The organism is Campylobacter sp. P0103 (assembly GCF_002139545.1).
In the GTDB taxonomy this organism is placed as follows: domain Bacteria; phylum Campylobacterota; class Campylobacteria; order Campylobacterales; family Campylobacteraceae; genus Campylobacter; species Campylobacter devanensis.
The window spans coordinates 18,701-35,704 of sequence record NZ_MJKG01000006.1 but is presented as its reverse complement, the minus strand read 5'-3'; the positions used below and the strand labels follow the sequence as shown (position 1 = coordinate 35,704).

14 protein-coding genes are annotated in these 17,004 nt (G+C 35.8%); all 14 read right to left on the bottom strand.

The genetic code is table 11. From position 1 onward, the window contains the following. Positions 1–2 precede the first annotated feature (2 nt). The 14 genes from CIGNP103_RS06760 to CIGNP103_RS06695 all read right to left on the bottom strand — a co-directional run bounded on the left by CIGNP103_RS06760 (position 3) and on the right by CIGNP103_RS06695 (position 17,003). Positions 3–1,526, bottom strand: a complete 1,524-nt coding sequence (locus tag CIGNP103_RS06760) for a GspE/PulE family protein (RefSeq protein ID WP_086234969.1) — start codon at positions 1,524–1,526, stop codon at positions 3–5. Positions 1,527–2,095: 569 nt separating this feature from the next. After that, the gene (locus CIGNP103_RS06755; protein WP_236845522.1) at positions 2,096–2,935 is read right to left on the bottom strand and encodes a 3'(2'),5'-bisphosphate nucleotidase CysQ family protein; all 840 of its coding nucleotides are present in this window, start codon (positions 2,933–2,935) and stop codon (positions 2,096–2,098) included. Further along, positions 2,910–4,181: a citrate synthase gene (locus tag CIGNP103_RS06750; protein ID WP_086225596.1), complete on the bottom strand. Its 1,272-nt coding sequence runs from the start codon at positions 4,179–4,181 to the stop codon at positions 2,910–2,912. Before CIGNP103_RS06750 ends, CIGNP103_RS06755 begins: the two co-directional genes overlap by 26 nt. A gap of 78 nt (positions 4,182–4,259) precedes the next feature. Next, a complete protein-coding gene (locus tag CIGNP103_RS06745; protein ID WP_086268816.1) occupies positions 4,260–5,426 on the bottom strand; it encodes a cation:proton antiporter in 1,167 nt (388 codons plus the stop codon). Then, positions 5,407–6,249, bottom strand: a complete 843-nt coding sequence (locus CIGNP103_RS06740; RefSeq protein WP_236847426.1) for a biotin synthase — start codon at positions 6,247–6,249, stop codon at positions 5,407–5,409. Before CIGNP103_RS06740 ends, CIGNP103_RS06745 begins: the two co-directional genes overlap by 20 nt. Continuing rightward, a complete protein-coding gene (gene topA / locus CIGNP103_RS06735; protein ID WP_086268815.1) occupies positions 6,242–8,326 on the bottom strand; it encodes a type I DNA topoisomerase in 2,085 nt (694 codons plus the stop codon). Before topA ends, CIGNP103_RS06740 begins: the two co-directional genes overlap by 8 nt. A gap of 71 nt (positions 8,327–8,397) precedes the next feature. After that, positions 8,398–9,804: an NADH-quinone oxidoreductase subunit N gene (locus CIGNP103_RS06730; RefSeq protein ID WP_086241786.1), complete on the bottom strand. Its 1,407-nt coding sequence runs from the start codon at positions 9,802–9,804 to the stop codon at positions 8,398–8,400. Continuing rightward, positions 9,804–11,279 carry a complex I subunit 4 family protein gene (locus tag CIGNP103_RS06725; RefSeq protein ID WP_086252678.1) on the bottom strand — a complete coding sequence of 492 codons (1,476 nt, stop codon included), beginning with the start codon at positions 11,277–11,279 and terminating at the stop codon, positions 9,804–9,806. The genes CIGNP103_RS06730 and CIGNP103_RS06725 overlap by 1 nt, the downstream gene beginning before the upstream one ends. Beyond that, positions 11,276–13,081 carry an NADH-quinone oxidoreductase subunit L gene (gene nuoL, locus CIGNP103_RS06720; protein WP_086252677.1) on the bottom strand — a complete coding sequence of 602 codons (1,806 nt, stop codon included), beginning with the start codon at positions 13,079–13,081 and terminating at the stop codon, positions 11,276–11,278. The genes CIGNP103_RS06725 and nuoL overlap by 4 nt, the downstream gene beginning before the upstream one ends. Continuing rightward, complete coding sequence (gene nuoK, locus CIGNP103_RS06715) at positions 13,071–13,379, bottom strand: NADH-quinone oxidoreductase subunit NuoK (RefSeq protein ID WP_086252676.1); 309 nt, start codon at positions 13,377–13,379, stop codon at positions 13,071–13,073. Before nuoK ends, nuoL begins: the two co-directional genes overlap by 11 nt. Beyond that, a complete protein-coding gene (locus CIGNP103_RS06710; RefSeq protein ID WP_086252675.1) occupies positions 13,372–13,866 on the bottom strand; it encodes an NADH-quinone oxidoreductase subunit J family protein in 495 nt (164 codons plus the stop codon). Before CIGNP103_RS06710 ends, nuoK begins: the two co-directional genes overlap by 8 nt. Beyond that, positions 13,866–14,363, bottom strand: coding sequence for a NuoI/complex I 23 kDa subunit family protein (locus CIGNP103_RS06705; RefSeq protein WP_086226884.1), 498 nt, complete (start codon positions 14,361–14,363; stop codon positions 13,866–13,868). The genes CIGNP103_RS06710 and CIGNP103_RS06705 overlap by 1 nt, the downstream gene beginning before the upstream one ends. Continuing rightward, entirely contained in the window at positions 14,353–15,627 is a 1,275-nt protein-coding gene (locus tag CIGNP103_RS06700) for a complex I subunit 1/NuoH family protein (protein WP_086252674.1), read from the bottom strand. The genes CIGNP103_RS06705 and CIGNP103_RS06700 overlap by 11 nt, the downstream gene beginning before the upstream one ends. Continuing rightward, complete coding sequence (locus tag CIGNP103_RS06695) at positions 15,624–17,003, bottom strand: 2Fe-2S iron-sulfur cluster-binding protein (RefSeq protein ID WP_086268814.1); 1,380 nt, start codon at positions 17,001–17,003, stop codon at positions 15,624–15,626. Before CIGNP103_RS06695 ends, CIGNP103_RS06700 begins: the two co-directional genes overlap by 4 nt. Between the last annotated feature and the right edge of the window lies 1 nt (position 17,004).

Genomic DNA, 17,004 nt, shown 5'->3' with positions numbered 1-17,004 from the left:
GATTAAATCAGGCTTAATATCTCTTCAAGACTAGTAACTCCACTATCTACTAGCTCCATAGCGCTTACTTCCATAGGGATAAAACCTTCACGCTTAGCCTCTGCTAGAATAATCCCACTAGACTCGCCACGAGCCATAAGCGAAGCTAAATTCGCACTAATTTCTAAAACCTCACTAATGACAACTCTACCACTATATCCAGTTCCTACACAGTTAGGGCAACCATGAGCCTTATATCGTCCATTCTCAACCATCTCTTTGCAATACAAGCAAAGCTTTCTAGCCAAACGCTGTGCCATAATCGCTATAATAGCACCACTAATAAGATAACGCTCCAACCCCATATCCATCATTCTATCTATAGCACTAATAGCATTATTAGTATGTAATGTACTAAGTACCAAATGGCCAGTAAGAGCTGCGCCCACAGCTGTACGCAAACTTTGATAATCCCTAATCTCACCTATCATTATAATATCTGGATCTTGTCGAAGCGCTGAACGCAACGCCTCTTCAAAACTAATTGCGCTTCTATGCCCAACAGCAACTTGCTGAAGATAGCTCATTTGATACTCTACTGGCTCTTCTATGGTAATAATCTTTTTAGTTGGCCCTTTTAGCTCATTAAGTGCTGAGTAAATAGTAGTAGTTTTACCGCTTCCTGTTGGACCAGTAACTAAAATCATTCCATAGTTTTTATAAATCGCACGCTTTAAAGTGCTAAAATTCAACTCATTTAATCCTAAATTTTGCAAATTTACAATCATCTTATGACTATCAAGAATCCTAAGCACTACACTTTGCCCATCAATAATAGGCAAAACTGAAATTCTAAAATCAATACTTCTGCCATTTATATCATATGAAAATCTACCATCTTGTGCTTTTTTATGTTCAGCAATATCTAAATTTGCAAGCAGCTTTAACCTACCAATTAACCCAGCATATATATCACTATCAAATTCAAATAACTCGCATAAAACCCCATCAATACGCACTCTAATCACACAACCAAAACTAGTTGGCTCAATGTGAATATCGCTAGAGTTTAGATCTATAGCACTATTTAGCACCCTATCAATAAGCCGTAAAACTGCGCTATCATCATTAGATCCTTTGGAATTTATTTGCACTTTTACCTGTGAAATTATGGCATTTAAACCATAATGAAGCGGAAGTTTAGCAAGTATTCTATCTAGCTTAGCTGGTTGGATGATTAGAGGTTTTATGATTTTATCTTTATAGATATTGCGAAGCCTTAAAAGTGCACTTGTATTAAATGGATTTTTCATAGCAACACTAATGATATTAGCCTCAAATTTAATAGGTAAAATCTCAAATTTAACCATTATATCTAATGGCAAACTATCAGCCAAAGTGTAATCTACCACACTTATATCAGCTATCTCATAGCCAAATTGTTCACTTATAAGCTCACAAATCTCATCTTCGCTTATAGCTAGTTCTTTAGCTGCAGCAGATAGAGTTATGCTAGAGTTTTGCAGCTTTTTTAACATCTCGTTCATAGCGCTCTCTTTAGTTTGAGCTTATTTAGTGTTATTGGCTCATTAGTTAAAAATAAAATTATAAATTTAAGGTTTGATTATATCGATATATACTTTAAACAAATTTAAATTTAGACAACTTTTATTAGGATATTTGTTATGTTTCATTTTTAAAATAATACATATCATAATTAAAATACAATACAAGTATTTAATACTACAAGCTAATCAAAGAATATCTGCTATTATATAAGGCTATGTCTAAGCCCAGTTGAATTTATCATTTGTTTCAAGCCTTATAGTAACCTCGCAAAAAATGCAAAAACTATTGTAACATAATCTAAAATCTCTATAAGCTCAATCGTCTCTTTTAAAATTTCCATCAATACTCCTTAAATCTAATATATTTAAATATGGAAATTTTTTGATTACTCCATCTTAAATTAGCCCTTTAGAGCCTTTATCCTAAACAAACAGCATAAGATGTTATTAAATATTGTGTTAAAAAGAATTTAAAATAAAATTATATGGGTAATGTTATTTTTATTAAAAACTATTCATTATAACGATAAATTATTCCATAAATTAGATCAAATAATTTGTAATTTTATATATTCTAGATATCGTTTTAAATTTGACTTTTGACTACGACTCAATGCAATGAAGCTATCATTTAATGTAATTTTTTTAGCATAATTTAACGGTTTAAGCGTACTAAGTGAGAGCATAATCCCGCCACTTTGATGCAATAAAAAATCACCCGCAGCCGTATCCCAAATATGCGAACCATAAAATCTTATAAAAACTCCAACTTCTTGGCTTGCTAGTTTGCTAAATTTAATCGCTGAACCAAGCGTAGCTAAATTTAAATTAAACTCTTTAGCAAAATTTTCAATCTGCGTCATATCAGCTGAACGACCGCTAATTAAAATATTTGAACCATCTAAATTCAAAGTATTATTTGCTAGATTTAGACTTTGTAAATTTTCCTTATATTCCCCTATTTGCTCAAAATTTTTAAATACTGGCGCACCTACAAAGCTACTATAAATCTCTTTGCTAAGTGGAGTATATATAACTCCTAAAATGGGCCTAGAATGCCAAATTAAAGCTATACAAACGCAGAACTCTCCATTTCTAGCAATAAATTCCTTTGTTCCATCAAGCGGATCAACAAGCCAAAAAAGCGCATCTTCATTTCGCATATGAAAAGGCAAAATACTCTCTTCAGAACATATAGGAATTTGTGTCGATTGCAAGTGGGTAAATATCGCTTGATTTGCTACTAAATCAGCAGTAGTTAAGGGTGAGCTATCACTTTTTAAAGATAGCTCAAATTTATCATAAACAGCTAAAATAGCCTCTCCTGCAGCCAAAGCTGCAGAGATGGCAATGTCGTGAAGCTTACTCAGGTTGAGATGCTGGTCCAACATATAGCTGTCTTGGGCGAACAATTTTGATATTGTCTTGAGATTTTAGCTCCATCCATTGGCTTAGCCATCCTGGAACTCTACCCATTACAAATATAGCCGCAAACATCTCATTTGGAATTCCCAAAGCTTTTAGGATTACGCCACTATGGAAGTCCACATTTGGATATAGATTTCTAGATACGAAATACTCATCATTTAGAGCTATCTCTTCGATTCTAGTAGCGACTTTAATTAGATTGCTATCTATACCGATTTCATCGATTAGTTTATCTCTTAAGCCTTTTAATACTTTGGCTCTTGGGTCAAAGTTTTTATAAACTCTATGTCCAAAGCCCATTAGGCGGAATGGATCATTTTTGTCTTTTGCTTTTTTGATGAATTCATCAACTCTATCTGGAGTACCGATCATCTCAAGCTGTCTTATAACGCCCTCATTAGCACCACCATGAGCATGACCCCAAAGCGCACCTATACCAGCGCTTATGCATGAGTATGGATGAGCGTGAGTAGAGCCAACTGTCCTAACAGTCGTAGTAGAGGCGTTTTGCTCGTGGTCAGCGTGAAGCATTAAGATCGTATCAAAGGCTTTAACTTCGATTGGTTTTAGATCTACTCTATTGTGCGGGAATGCTCTTAACATATATAAGAAATTCTCTGTAAATCCACGATCAAGATCTGGATATACAGTTGGGAAGCCACGAACATGACGATAATAAAATGCTATCATAGTAGGAATTTTAGCTACCATTCTTTTAGCTAATTCCATATAATCTTTCATATCATCAAAGTTCATATCTCTTTTATAGTAAGCACTCATAGTAGCTACACTTGCTTGTAAAACCGCCATCGGATGAGCCTTATCAGGGAAACAATCAAATAGTTTTATCATCTTTTCATTTAGATAGCTTCTCTCTTTTAGCTCTTGGCGAAATGCGTCTAGCTCCTCTTGGCTTGGGAGTTTGCTATTAAATAATAGATATACCAAATCTAAATATCTTTTATTTTCAGCAAGCCACGCTATATCATAGCCTCTATGCATCAAAGTCCCAGCCTCACCATCAATATATGTGATAGCTGAACGACACATTGCGGTGCTAGTATAGCCCCTATCAAATGTAAACATACCAGTATCTTTGTACAGAGTAGATATATCTATAACGCTAGGCCCTAAAGTACCATCAAGAATAGGAAATTCATAGCTTTTTCCATTTCTATTGTCGGTTAATGTTACTGTGTTACTCATTTTTATCCTTTGATTAAAATTTTTTATATCTTATCTAAATTTTATTTAAATTAAATTGGCCTTAAATATCTAACTTAATTATTTAAGGCGAAATTTAAGATAATTTGTAAATTTTATTAATATCATAGACAAAATCACCTCAAAAATACTAGCGATAATAAAAGCAAAATATAGCTCTTTTGCTATATTTCCAGCATTATAAGCTACCGTAGCCACCGCTACTAAAAGCGTAAGTGGCATTGAGAGTGATAAGCCAAAAAGAATACTATCATATAATCCAAAACGCTTTACAAATATCATTGAAGATATCACTCGCACAATAATCATAAATATCATCAATTTCACAGCATTATCAAGCACCCCAGGAACCAAAAGATATTCAAGCTCCACGGTTGTACCAATATAGACAAAAAATATCGGCACCAAGAATCCAAACCCAAAGCTACCAAGCTTATGTGGAAGATCTTTTTTGTGACTAAAAAATGTAGCGATAAAGCTCCCAGCGATAAAAGCCCCAAGGACAATCTCTAAATTCAGATATATCATCACCGCTACAGTACTAAAAAATAGCGCCATAGATAGGCGAATATCCTTTTCACTCTTATCATCGTGAGGCATTAGTAGAATTTTGAGATTTGGATACCACCAAAATAGCACTTCAAGCCCCTTAAATCCAAGCACACAAAGCACAATAAATAGTATAAGATAGTATATACTACTAAATAACTCAATAGAATTACCAAATTCAATATAAGCTGACATAAGGGTTAAAAGAGCGATACTAAGTACCTCGCCTATGCCACCAGCGATCATAGCGGTATTTAGCCAAGGCTCGTTTTTACCATACTCTTTAAATAGGGTAGATAAAATTCCAACCGACATAAGTGGCACCACCACAATAACCAAAAACGCCGGCGATATAAACGCACTAAAAACCCCAGCCACAATATACAAAATAGTTAGATAAGCAAGAGCTAGCTTTATAATGCTTTTTTCTATTTTAAAAAAAGATTTCAGATCTATCTCAGTCCCAGCCAGAAACATTAGATAAAAAAACCCAACTTCAGCTACTATCTTAAATGGCTCACTATGCGGTATAAACCCAAAAAACCCAAAGATTATCCCCATCATAATCTCTATAGGGGCGATTGGGATTTTAGAAATTTTAGAAAAATATGGCGATATAAAGATTATAAACGCCAAAACAAGTAAAATAGAAAGCTCATTAATGGCACTGTGTTGCAAACTCAAAGCCTCGTTTTTTAAGCTCTTCTATATCCTTACTAGCAGCCTCACCACTAGTAGTGAGATAATCCCCCACGACAATAGCGCTAGCTCCATTTTCTAATATCTCATATTGCCTATCGCCAAGGATTACCTCTCTACCGCCAGCTACCATTATTCTAGTATTAGGCAGAGCTTTAGCGCTATCTCTTAATATCTCTAAGGCTTCATCGGCACTAAGCTTTGGCTCTTTGATTTTCAAAGCGGGATTTGGGATAAAGAAATTTATCGGACTAGTAAATGGATTTAGCTCTTTTAGTGAGTTTCTAAAGCTTATTCTATCTTCATTGCTCTCTCCAAGACCATAAATCCCACCACAGCAAAGCTCAAGCCCAGCTCTTTTGGCATTTAAATTCGTCTCAAATCTCTCATCCCAGCTATGAGTAGAACAGATTTTAGGAAAGTATTCACGGCTTGTTTCAAGATTGTGATTATAGCTGAAAATTCCAGCATTTTTAAGCTCTTTTAAGCTCTCATAACTTGCACTTCCATTACATGCTATCAGCAGTAGCTCAGGCATCTCTTTTTGTAATGTTTTGGCAGTTTGGCAGATAAACTCAAGCTTTTTATCATCAAGCCCCCTACCGCTAGTAACTAAGCAAAAGCCAAGAGCTTTATTTGCCTTAGCCATTTTAGCTTCTTTTAAAATTTGCTCTATGCTTTTTTGTTTATATCTATTTATATCAGCTTTTACATGAGCACTTTGAGTACAATACGCACAATCTTCAGGGCAGTTGCCGCTACTAACATTACATATCGCACATAGCATTACTACTTTATTCATTATTGCTTACCTCTTCTTTAAATTTACATTGTGGGCACTCTTTGAAATTCCCTTTTTTAAGCTCTTTTAAGACCATTAGCGTATTACATTTTGGGCATTTGTCTATAATTGGTTTATATTTACTTAGAAAATTACATTTTGGATAGTTGGCGCAGCCATAGAATTTACCTTTTTTACCAATTCTCTCGACCAATTCTCCACCGCAATCAGGGCATTGAATACCGATTTTAGATGGCTCTTTCTTCTCAAATTTATTAGAGTTAGCTAGGTTTTTGGTATATTTACATTTTGGGAAATTTAAACAGGCTATAAACTCGCCAAATCTACCCTTTCTCTTAACTAACTCACCACCGCAATCAGGGCATTTCTCACCTATTGGCTCGGCTACTTTTTGGCTTTTTATATTTGTTTTTCCTTCATCAATCTGTTTGATAAAAGGGTGGTAAAAATTGGATAAAACCTCTTGCCAATCGGCTTTATTTTCGGCTATATCATCAAGCTTTTCTTCCATTTTAGAAGTAAATTCGCTATCTACAATATCTTTAAAATTCTCTTCTAATACTGAAGTTATAGTAAATGCTATATCATTTGGGATTAATTGCTTTTTTTCTACTTTGACATAATCACGGCTAGTTAAAAGCGAAATAGTAGGCGCATAGGTGCTAGGTCTGCCAATTCCAAGGCTCTCTAGCTTTTTGACAAGTCCAGCCTCAGAGTAGCGACTAGGTGGCTCGGTTTCGTGTTTGGTGCTTTTGATGCTTTGGATACTCATATTATCATCGATTTTTAAAGGTGGGAGAATTTTATCTTTATCCATATCGCCATAAACTCTATAAAATCCATCGAAAGAAACCTTCTTGCCTAAGAGTTTAAACTCGCAATTTTCGCCCTTTATAATGATATTTTGAATTTCGCATACGCTAGGGCTCATCTGTGAAGCCAAAAATCTATTATAAATCAATGTGTATAGCCTTAGCATATCTTTATCTAAATATTGCGAGGCAATTTGTGGTGTAAAACTCAAATTTGTAGGTCTGATCGCCTCGTGAGCCTCTTGGGCGCCTTTGGATTTTGTGGTGTAGATATTGGCAGTTTTTGGCAGATATTTTGATCCAAATTCACTCTTTATAAGCTCCCTAGCAGCGTTTAAAGCTTCTTTGGCTATATTTAGGCTATCTGTTCTCATATAGGTTATAGCACCCATAAAACCGCTATTTGTCTGGACGCCTTCATATAAACTTTGGGCTAACATCATGGTTTTTTTAGGGCTAAAGCCAAGTCTATTTGACGCACTTTGTTGTAGAGTTGAGGTCATAAAAGGTGGTTGGGGATTAGTTTTACGCTCTTTGGATTCTATGCTTTTGACTTTGAATTTATCATCTTTTATATTATCTAAGATATATTTGGCTCTTTGGGCGTTTGTGATGGTGAGCTTTTCTATCTTTGAGCCTTGAAATTCGATTAACTCAACTTCTAAATCATCTTTAAATTTAGTATCAATGCTAAAATACTCAATAGGCTTAAATTCTCTAATCTCACGCTCTCGATCGACTAGAATTTTAAGCGCTGAGCTTTGGACTCGCCCAGCACTTAAACCTCTTTGAATTTTGATATTTAAAAGCGGACTAAGCTTATAGCCAACAATCCTATCTAATAGCCTTCTTGCTTGTTGAGCATTTACGCTATTCATATCTAATTTTCTAGGATTTGCCAAAGCCGCCTCGATAGCGCCCTTTGTGATTTCGTGAAATACTATTCTAGGTAGGGTTTCGGGCTTTTTGCCAATTGCTGTGGCGATATGATAAGCTATAGCCTCACCCTCTCTATCCTCATCGGTCGCTAGATAGATGGTATCGGCACTTTTAGCAAGCTCTTTAATCTCTTTTACGATAGCAGAGTGATCGCTGCTAATCCTATACTCAGGAGTAAAGTTATCCCCATCTATCTTAATCCCAAAGCTAGATTTAGGCAGATCTCTAATATGTCCCTTACTAGCTATAACCTTATACTCAGAACCTAAGAAATTTTTTATAGTTTTAGCTTTAGCTGGAGATTCAACTATTATTAATTTACTCATATTTCGCCCCAAATTCAGTTAGGCGTAATTTTACCAAAAAACTATAAAATTGATATAAAACAACTTCAAATTTACCCCATTATAAGATTAAAATATCCTAAAATTGACCCAGCTCCAACTCCTTCAAGCACGATAAATAAAGTGGCTAAAATGCTTAAAATTCCTATCCAGACAGCTCTACATTTTGGGATTATGATAGCTTGATTTGGTGATTTAAAATATATACTAATAATAATTCTTAGATAATAATATACCGATATAATAGTATTTATAATACCAAAAATCGCCAAATACGCATTACCGCTTTCAAAGGCACTTGAGAATACATAAACCTTACCCAAAAATCCCACCGTATATGGAAATCCTATAAATGAAAGGCAGATAAGAGTAAATGCCAACGCCCCAAGCGGTGAGCTCTTGTAAATTCCAGCAAGAGAGTCGATCTCAACCCTTTGATCTTTAAAAAACGCATTTAAGAGTAAAAATGCAAATCCCGTTGTAATAGCATAAATAGCGATATAATACACCCCAGCAAATAAAGAGCTATCACCATTGAAACTAGCTAAATTTATAAAAATATACCCAGCATGAACTATCCCAGCAGCTATCAAAATCTTTTTAACATCTATCTCTTTAAGGCTCAAAAAGTTACCGATAAACATACTAAATATCGCAATTACGCTAAATATAATCACTAAAATTTCATCCCAGCCGCCGCTATAAAGCAGGGCAAATTTGATCAGTAGCCCAAAACTAGCTAGTTTAAACGCCCCAGCCAAATATCCAGTTATACTAGTGCTAGCTCCATAATACACATCTATACTCCAGCGATAAAAACCAAAAATCGCAATCTTAAAAAATATCATCGCAATCACCATTAACACGCCAATTGTGGTAATCAAAGATGGCGATGAGAGTTTGCTAAGAATCTCATATTTTGTACTTTGAATAGTCCCAAATATCAAAGCCGCCCCAAGCAAGTAAAACGCACTCATAAATGATGAGAGCAAGAAGTATTTAAAGGCTGCTTCAATGCTTTTTGAGCTTGAATTTAATGCTATCATCGCATATATGGATATGGAGGCGATCTCGATGAAAATCAAAGTAGTTATAATTTCGCTTGAGATTATCATCCCCATCATGCCAAAGGCGGCTAAATTTGCTAATGCTATTAGCTCAGATTTAAAATAGCTCTCATCATCGCTAAAATATATCGTAGCTAAAAATATCATCGTAAGAAAGGCTATAATCACACAAAATATAAACTCAAATTGCCCAAGAGATATAAATTCAGCACAAAAAAACGGCAAATCCCCACTAAGAAGCTCAACCCTAAAAACAAAAAACGAGATTAAAATAACAGCCCAAAAGGCTAAATTTATACCTAAAAGCGATATTTTATTGATTTTTGTAACGCTTAAAAATATATTAGCTACAATAGCGGCGATTGATAGTAAAAAAGGTGTTAAAGCTATCATTATTGCCCCTTTAAATTTGATTTTATGTATTTTTCATAGTGGCTTTGGATCGTGCTTTGCGATAGATCCAATATCGGCTTAGGATATAGACCCATTACAAATATCACAATAGCCACCAAACCAAAGGCTATAACCTGAGATTTACTAAGCTCTTTGAATTTATCTGTAACTTCATTTACACTTTGTAAAATCGTCTTGCGATAAACCACAAACATATAAACCGCACCGATGATAATAGAAGTTGTAGCGATAATCCCATAGATTAAATTTGATTTAAATAATCCCACTAAAATCAAAAGCTCAGCCACAAAGCCGATAGTAGTAGGAAGCCCCACGCTTGATAGCATCATAATGCCAAATAGCGTAGCAAAAATCGGAGCCTTAGTAGCTATGCCGCCAAGCTGACTAACCTTGCGAGTGCCTAGTTGATTAGAGATGATACCCACCATCAAAAACATCGCTCCACTAGTTAATGCATGAGCTATAATCTGATATAACGCCCCGCTCATTGCCACACTATCAAGGCTGAAAACCCCGGCTAAGATTAGACCCAAATGTGATGCCGAAGCAAAGGCCAAAAGAGTCTTAAAGTCATCGCACCTAAGAGCAATTATCCCAAAATATATCATAGAAAATATCCCAAGTGCCACAAAATAGCTAGAAAACTCAACAAAGCTAAGCGAAAATATCGGCAACACAAATCTCAAAATCGCAAACACCGCCACCTTAGATGCAATGGCTGAAAGCATAAAGGTAGCCACGCTAGGCGAGTGTGTGTATGCCCCGCTAAGCCACATATGAAATGGAAACAAAGGAAGCTTAATCACAAAAGCTATCATAAAGCTAAAAAATAGTATTCGCTCTACGCTTAGACTTAAATTCAAATTCACCAAATCCGCCAAAGCAAAGCTATAAAATCCAAATTCCAAATAGTGTGCCACGCCAAGATAGATAATCGCCCCAAGCATAATCATCGACCCAAATATCGCATAATACATCATATCTAGCATAGCTTTAGCTCTTTTAACGCTCTTACCATACAAGCCAGTCATTATAAATATCGGCAAGAGCATCATCTCCCATCCAGCATAGAAAAATATCAAATCAAGCGAGCTACAAACAGCCAAAAACCCACTCTCTATAAAGAGCAAATTCGCCCAAAAGCCCTTCTCTTGATATCTAAGCACAAAAAACAAAAAAGGCAAAAATATCGTAATAATCAAAATAAGATAGATATTAATCCCATCTACACCAACCATATATGTAATGCCATAGTTTTTAACTAATGGGACAATATCTACAAACTGCATTCCACCAGCCCCGTCAAAGCCAAGAGCCATAATAATAGCCAAAATAGCGACCAAAACAGATCCGCCAAAGGCTATAATCTTGCCCCAAAAATTATTACAAAATAGAGCTATAAAAAGCCCCAATAAAAATGGTATAAATATAATTAAACTCAAGATACTACTCATAAAATAGCCTTTGAAAATATGATAATAACACAGATGAAAAATAGCATATAAAATGCGTATGAACTAGCTAAACCGCTTTGAGTATATCTAGCATAAATTTGGCTAAATGCCTTAAATATCAAAGCACTAAACTCAACAAGCGGATATAAAATTTTATCATCTATAATCTCACGCAAAAAGTGGCTAATTCGTTTTAAATTCGCCACAAAAGCAAGATCATATATCTCATCTATATAGAATTTATTTGCTACAATGCTCTCAAATTTACCCATATTTTCTTCGCAGTTTTTGTAGTTATAAAATTTCTTATAAGCGATGAAAATCCCAATAATAGATACCGCCATACTCACGACTCCAGCGATTATCTCCACCATTAAAGTTGGATGATCGATATCTAAAAATATCGCCATAAATCCACCACCTAAGGCAAATAGACAAAGGATATAATTTACCCCAAGCATACTAAATGGCACCTTATGTTGCTTTGGTGCGGGATTTTGTGAGTAAAATACCAAGAAAAATAGCCTAAAACAATAATATGCAGTAAGCCCAGCAGTAAATAATAAAATAGCAAATATAGTATAATGCCCAGAAAGAAGCGCCCCAAGTATAATGGCATCTTTGGAGAAAAATCCAGCAAAAGGGAATATCCCACTAATTGCGAGCATACCAAAAAGCATTGGATAATATAGCGATTTATTATCTTTTAAATTCCCCATTTTAAAGATATTTTGCTCATGATGAAGCGCTATAATGATAGCCCCAGCACTCAAAAACAGAAGCGCTTTAAAAAATCCATGAGTAAATAGATGATACATAGCAGCCCCAGAGCTGTAGCTAAGCGCAGCGAACATATATCCTAATTGACTCATAGTAGAGTAGGCTAAAATTTTTTTAATATCAGTAGCCTTTGTAGCGATAATCCCAGCAAAGAGCGCTCCAGCCGCACCAATACCGGCTAAAACTTCTATTGGCAAGCTAAGCCCAGCAAACAAAAACTCAAATCTAACAACCATATAAACCCCAGCTGTAACCATCGTCGCAGCGTGGATCAAGGCTGAAATCGGAGTAGGCCCAGCCATCGCATCAGGTAGCCAAGTGTATAGTGGAATTTGAGCTGATTTAGCTAGCGCTCCAGTAATGAAACAAAATGCTATAAATATCGCTACACTAGGGCTAAAGCTCACTTCATTTAAGCCAATATAATCAAATTTAACCCCGCTACTAGCAAGATACAACGCAATAAGCCCAATCAAAAAGCCAAAATCGCCAATTCTATTTAATATAAAGGCTTTATTACCAGCTTTGACATTATCTTTATCACCAAAATAAAAGGCGATTAATAGATATGAGCATACGCCCACGCCCTCCCAGCCGACAAACATCAAAATCGGATTATTTGCTAAAACTAAAATCAGCATAGAGGCTAAGAATAAATTCATGTAACAAAAAAACTTACCAAAGCCCTCATCACCATCCATATAGCCTATAGAATACAAATGTATAAGCATACCCAAAAACGCCACAAATATCGCCATCACAAGGCTAAGATCATCAAGATAAAATCCCACATTTATGCTAAATCCAGCGATATCAAGCCAGCTAAATATATCCAAATTCAAGCTACTACCATAGCTATTAATAAACAGCACAGCCATAGCTACAAAGCTAACTACAGGCCCAACCATCCCCAAAAATGCGAAAAATCTTTGAGATAAGCCAAGACTCTTTCTAGCAAGATATAAAACCCCAAGCAACAAACTACCAATAATTGGCGCTAAAATTACGATATTAACTAGCATCGCTATCCTTTAACTCTCTAAAGCTATCTATATTTAGGCTCTGTTTTGATTTGTGAAGCAAGGTGATGAGCGCAAGACCAAAGCTCGCCTCAGCAGCAGCTATAGCGATAACTAGCATTACGATCACTTGACCATCTAAATTTAAATTAACCCTAGCAAATATCGCAAAAAGCAAAGCAACCGCATTTAACATAAGTTCAACAGACATAAAAATAGTAAAGATATTTTTACGCAAAATAACACCAAAAATTCCAATCACAAAGAGCAAAATCGCTACAAATATATAATTTTCAACCATTATTTTTGCCTTTTAAAATCGCCACAACCCCTATCAAAGCAGCGGTTAAAAGTAGAGAAATCATCTCAAAGCTAAATCCCCAGTTAAAAAAGAGATACTTTCCAAGTGGTGCGATCTCTCCAAATCCCTCAGGTGCTACCTCGAAGTTACCAGGTATCAAGGCAAGCCAGTAAGCCAAAAAGCCAAAAACGACTAAAGGCAAAGCGGCTTGAATCATCTGTATAAAGCTAAATTTAGCCCATAAGCTATCTGATTTGATATTAAAAAACATCATCACAAAAACCGATAAAACCATAATCGCCCCAGCATATACTACTATTTGGATTAAAAATAGAGTCTTAGCATATAATAAAAGATACAACCCAGCTATAGCCACCAAAGAGACAATCATAGATAAAGCCCCATGGATAGGTGCTTTAAAGCTAATCAAACCCAAAGCTCCCAAAATAGCTAAAAATGAGAAGTTAATAAACAAAAAATTCTCCATCAAAACTCTCCCCTTTTTCTACTACTAAGCTCATTTATATCGCTAATGAAGCTATCTCTACTACCTTCAACCTTTGTAAATATCCCGCTATCCATCCTTATAGCATCCTTAGGACACGCCTCCACGCAAAGCCCGCAAAATACACACTCCAAAAGATCTATATTAAAGACTTTTGGGGCTTTTTCTTTGCTACTAGGGACTTCATAGGCTTCTATAAATATACATTTAGCCGGACAAGCTGTAGCGCACATATCGCACGCAACGCACTTTAATTCGCCATTATCATATTTGGTTAATCTATGAAGACCACGATATCTAGGGCTTATATCATCGGGTTTTTGCTCGGGATATTCTAGGAATTCAATATTTTTGGTATTGAGTAAATTTCTGATAAAATGCTTAAAAGTTCTAGCCATCCCAGCGATGATATAAAATATATAAATTCGCTCTAAAAGTGGCATTTTTTTTCGTTCGATTTTTTTGACTTTAACTGACATAAACCACCACCAATGCTGTAATAATAATATTTAAAATTGCTAAGGGCATGAGCTTTTCCCAGCCTAAGCGTTGAATTTGGTCATATCTAAATCTAGGTAGAGTCCATCTAACCCAGATAAATACAAGTAGCACTATAAAGGTTTTAAGCGCAAATACCACTAAATTCACCGCAGTAGCTACAATCTCAGCACCAAATTCACCTAAATTTCCATAAAAATATAAGCATATAATATCGATTATAGCCACTATCAGAGCTGTTAAGGCGTAATATATGATATTCTCTTTTTTTCTATGGTCTTTACTTATTTTATATCTAGTAACATTATTTTTGCTAACCCACCAGATAAATAATAAACCAAAGATAGTGGCCACGCCAGCTATGCTAAGTAGCACAATCTCATAATTAGCGGCCAAATCAGCCTGTGATAGATAAGGCAATGAGTATCCACCAAAAAATATCGTAACTATAAGCGCACTCATAGCAGTCATTGCGATATATTCAGCCATAAAAAACATAGCAAAGCTCATCGCACTATACTCAAGGTGATATCCAGCTACTATCTCGCTCTCACCTTCAGCTAGGTCAAATGGCGCTCTATTTGTCTCAGCAAAAGCACAGATAATAAATATAATCGCCGCTAATGGTTGAAGAAATATCCCCCACGCAGGAAGGCCTAAAAATGAGCCTTGTTGAGCTATCACAAAGTCATTTAAACTAATAGAGTTATATGTGATAATCATACTTACAACAGCTAGACCTAGTGGAATTTCATAGCTTATAGCCCCACTAGCTGCACGCAAAGAGCCTAAAAGGGAGTATTTATTGTTTGAGCTCCAACCAGCTAGCATAATACCATAGATACTAAGACTAGCAAATCCCAAATACCATAGCATACCGCCATCAAATGGGATTGCTTGCATAAGGTATTTTACCCCGTCAATGCTAAAATATTCACTAAATGGAATCACAGCTATAGTAAGCGTACTCATCAAAAATAGCACCATCGGAGCGATAGTAAATAACGCTTTGGATCTAATAGCTGCTGGAGTAAAATCCTCTTTTATAGCTAGTTTTAAAGCATCAGCCATCGCTTGGATCAATCCGCCGAGCCTTATAGCGGCGATATTAGCTCTATTTGGGCCTGGGCGATCTTGGATAAAAGCTGAAATTTTACGCTCTAATAGCACCAAAACAGGTATCAAAACCAAAATAAAGATCAAAATAAACGCAATCCTAAATATAATTAGCCAAATTTCACTCATGCAAACGCCTTTAATATACTCATATCAAATTCCACCCTGCGACCTATAAATTCAGCGATAATATCGCAAATTTTAGGGCTAAGTGGCTCAAAAGCCCCCTTGCTAAATCGCAATTTTTCATCTATATTTAAGGTATGGCCATCTCTATGATAGCTACTAGCGCAAACTATATCAGCATCGCTATTTGAGCCGATTTTGATGAGGTTATCAAATTCAAATTTATTGATAAATTCAAAATCCCTACCAAGATGAAAAACTATTAAATTTTTAGATTTTTTATCTAAATTTTTATCTATGCCAAGCTTATTTAATCCCACACGATTAGCAGTTTTATTCGGTACTCTAAGCTTTAATCCAATCTCATCTTTAAAGCTCTCATCTCTAAAATCGCTAAATCCATATAAGCCCATATTAAACTCATTAGCCAAAATCTTTAAAGCACTCATCTCTTCAATGCTTAATGAGCTTGAAGCTAAGATATCATATTGATCGCCATTTGTCCTAAGATCTAGAGCCAAAGCGGAGATTTTCGCACTATCATCACGCTTAATTACTTGCTCATCTTTGTAGCTATAACGACCATAATCACAGATGAAATAGCCATTTACGCTACTCTCTCTAGGCCTAAATCTATAAATTTTGCTATCTTGATATTTTGCTTTATTGCTATCGATCCATATAGCGCACCCCCTTTCACAGCCTTGGCAGATTGCGGGGGTCTTTTGTAGGTGCCAAACTCGCTTTTTAAATCTAAAATCAGCCGAAGTCATAGCTCCTACTGGACAGATATCTACTATATTTCCTGCGTATGGATTGTCTATTTTCTTGCCATTCATTAGCATTATGTGGCTATGCTCACCACGACCACCCACGGCTAATTCATTAGTTTGAGTACATATTTGAGTAAATCTCACACACCTTCTACAAAGCACGCACCGCTCTTCATCATGGATTACCAAAGAGCCAAGATCCTCTCTTTTGCCTTTTTTTACCTTCTCGGCTAGACTTACTTTGGACTCTTGTAGATCAAATTTCATATAATAATCTTGTAAATCACACTCACCGGCTTGATCGCATACAGGACAATCAAGCGGATGATTGATAAACTCAAGCTCTAAAATTCCACGCTGGACAGCCCTTGTAAGCTCGCTATTTATCTTGATCTCCATACCCTCTTTTATAGGCGTATCGCATGCGATTTGGGGGCGTTTTTGGCCTACTACTTCTATTAGGCACATTCTACAATTACCACTTACGCCAAGCGCTTCATGATAGCAAAAGTGTGGAATTTCAATATTATGCTTTTTTAGCTCAGTGATTAGATTGCCCTTTTCATTTACGCTAAATTTCTCGCCATCAACTATAATCTCTACCATA

Bases quoted from the DNA above. Each gene is read 5' to 3' on its own strand.
- CIGNP103_RS06760 (WP_086234969.1), bottom strand. From the start codon at position 1,526: ATGAACGAGATGTTAAAAAAGCTGCAAAACTCTAGCATAACTCTATCT.
- CIGNP103_RS06750 (WP_086225596.1), bottom strand. From the start codon at position 4,181: ATGAGTAACACAGTAACATTAACCGACAATAGAAATGGAAAAAGCTAT.
- CIGNP103_RS06740 (WP_236847426.1), bottom strand. From the start codon at position 6,249: ATGAATAAAGTAGTAATGCTATGTGCGATATGTAATGTTAGTAGCGGC.
- topA (WP_086268815.1), bottom strand. From the start codon at position 8,326: ATGAGTAAATTAATAATAGTTGAATCTCCAGCTAAAGCTAAAACTATA.
- CIGNP103_RS06730 (WP_086241786.1), bottom strand. From the start codon at position 9,804: ATGATAGCTTTAACACCTTTTTTACTATCAATCGCCGCTATTGTAGCT.
- CIGNP103_RS06725 (WP_086252678.1), bottom strand. From the start codon at position 11,279: ATGAGTAGTATCTTGAGTTTAATTATATTTATACCATTTTTATTGGGG.
- nuoL (WP_086252677.1), bottom strand. From the start codon at position 13,081: ATGCTAGTTAATATCGTAATTTTAGCGCCAATTATTGGTAGTTTGTTG.
- nuoK (WP_086252676.1), bottom strand. From the start codon at position 13,379: ATGGTTGAAAATTATATATTTGTAGCGATTTTGCTCTTTGTGATTGGA.
- CIGNP103_RS06710 (WP_086252675.1), bottom strand. From the start codon at position 13,866: ATGGAGAATTTTTTGTTTATTAACTTCTCATTTTTAGCTATTTTGGGA.
- CIGNP103_RS06705 (WP_086226884.1), bottom strand. From the start codon at position 14,363: ATGTCAGTTAAAGTCAAAAAAATCGAACGAAAAAAAATGCCACTTTTA.
- CIGNP103_RS06700 (WP_086252674.1), bottom strand. From the start codon at position 15,627: ATGAGTGAAATTTGGCTAATTATATTTAGGATTGCGTTTATTTTGATC.
- CIGNP103_RS06695 (WP_086268814.1), bottom strand. From the start codon at position 17,003: ATGGTAGAGATTATAGTTGATGGCGAGAAATTTAGCGTAAATGAAAAG.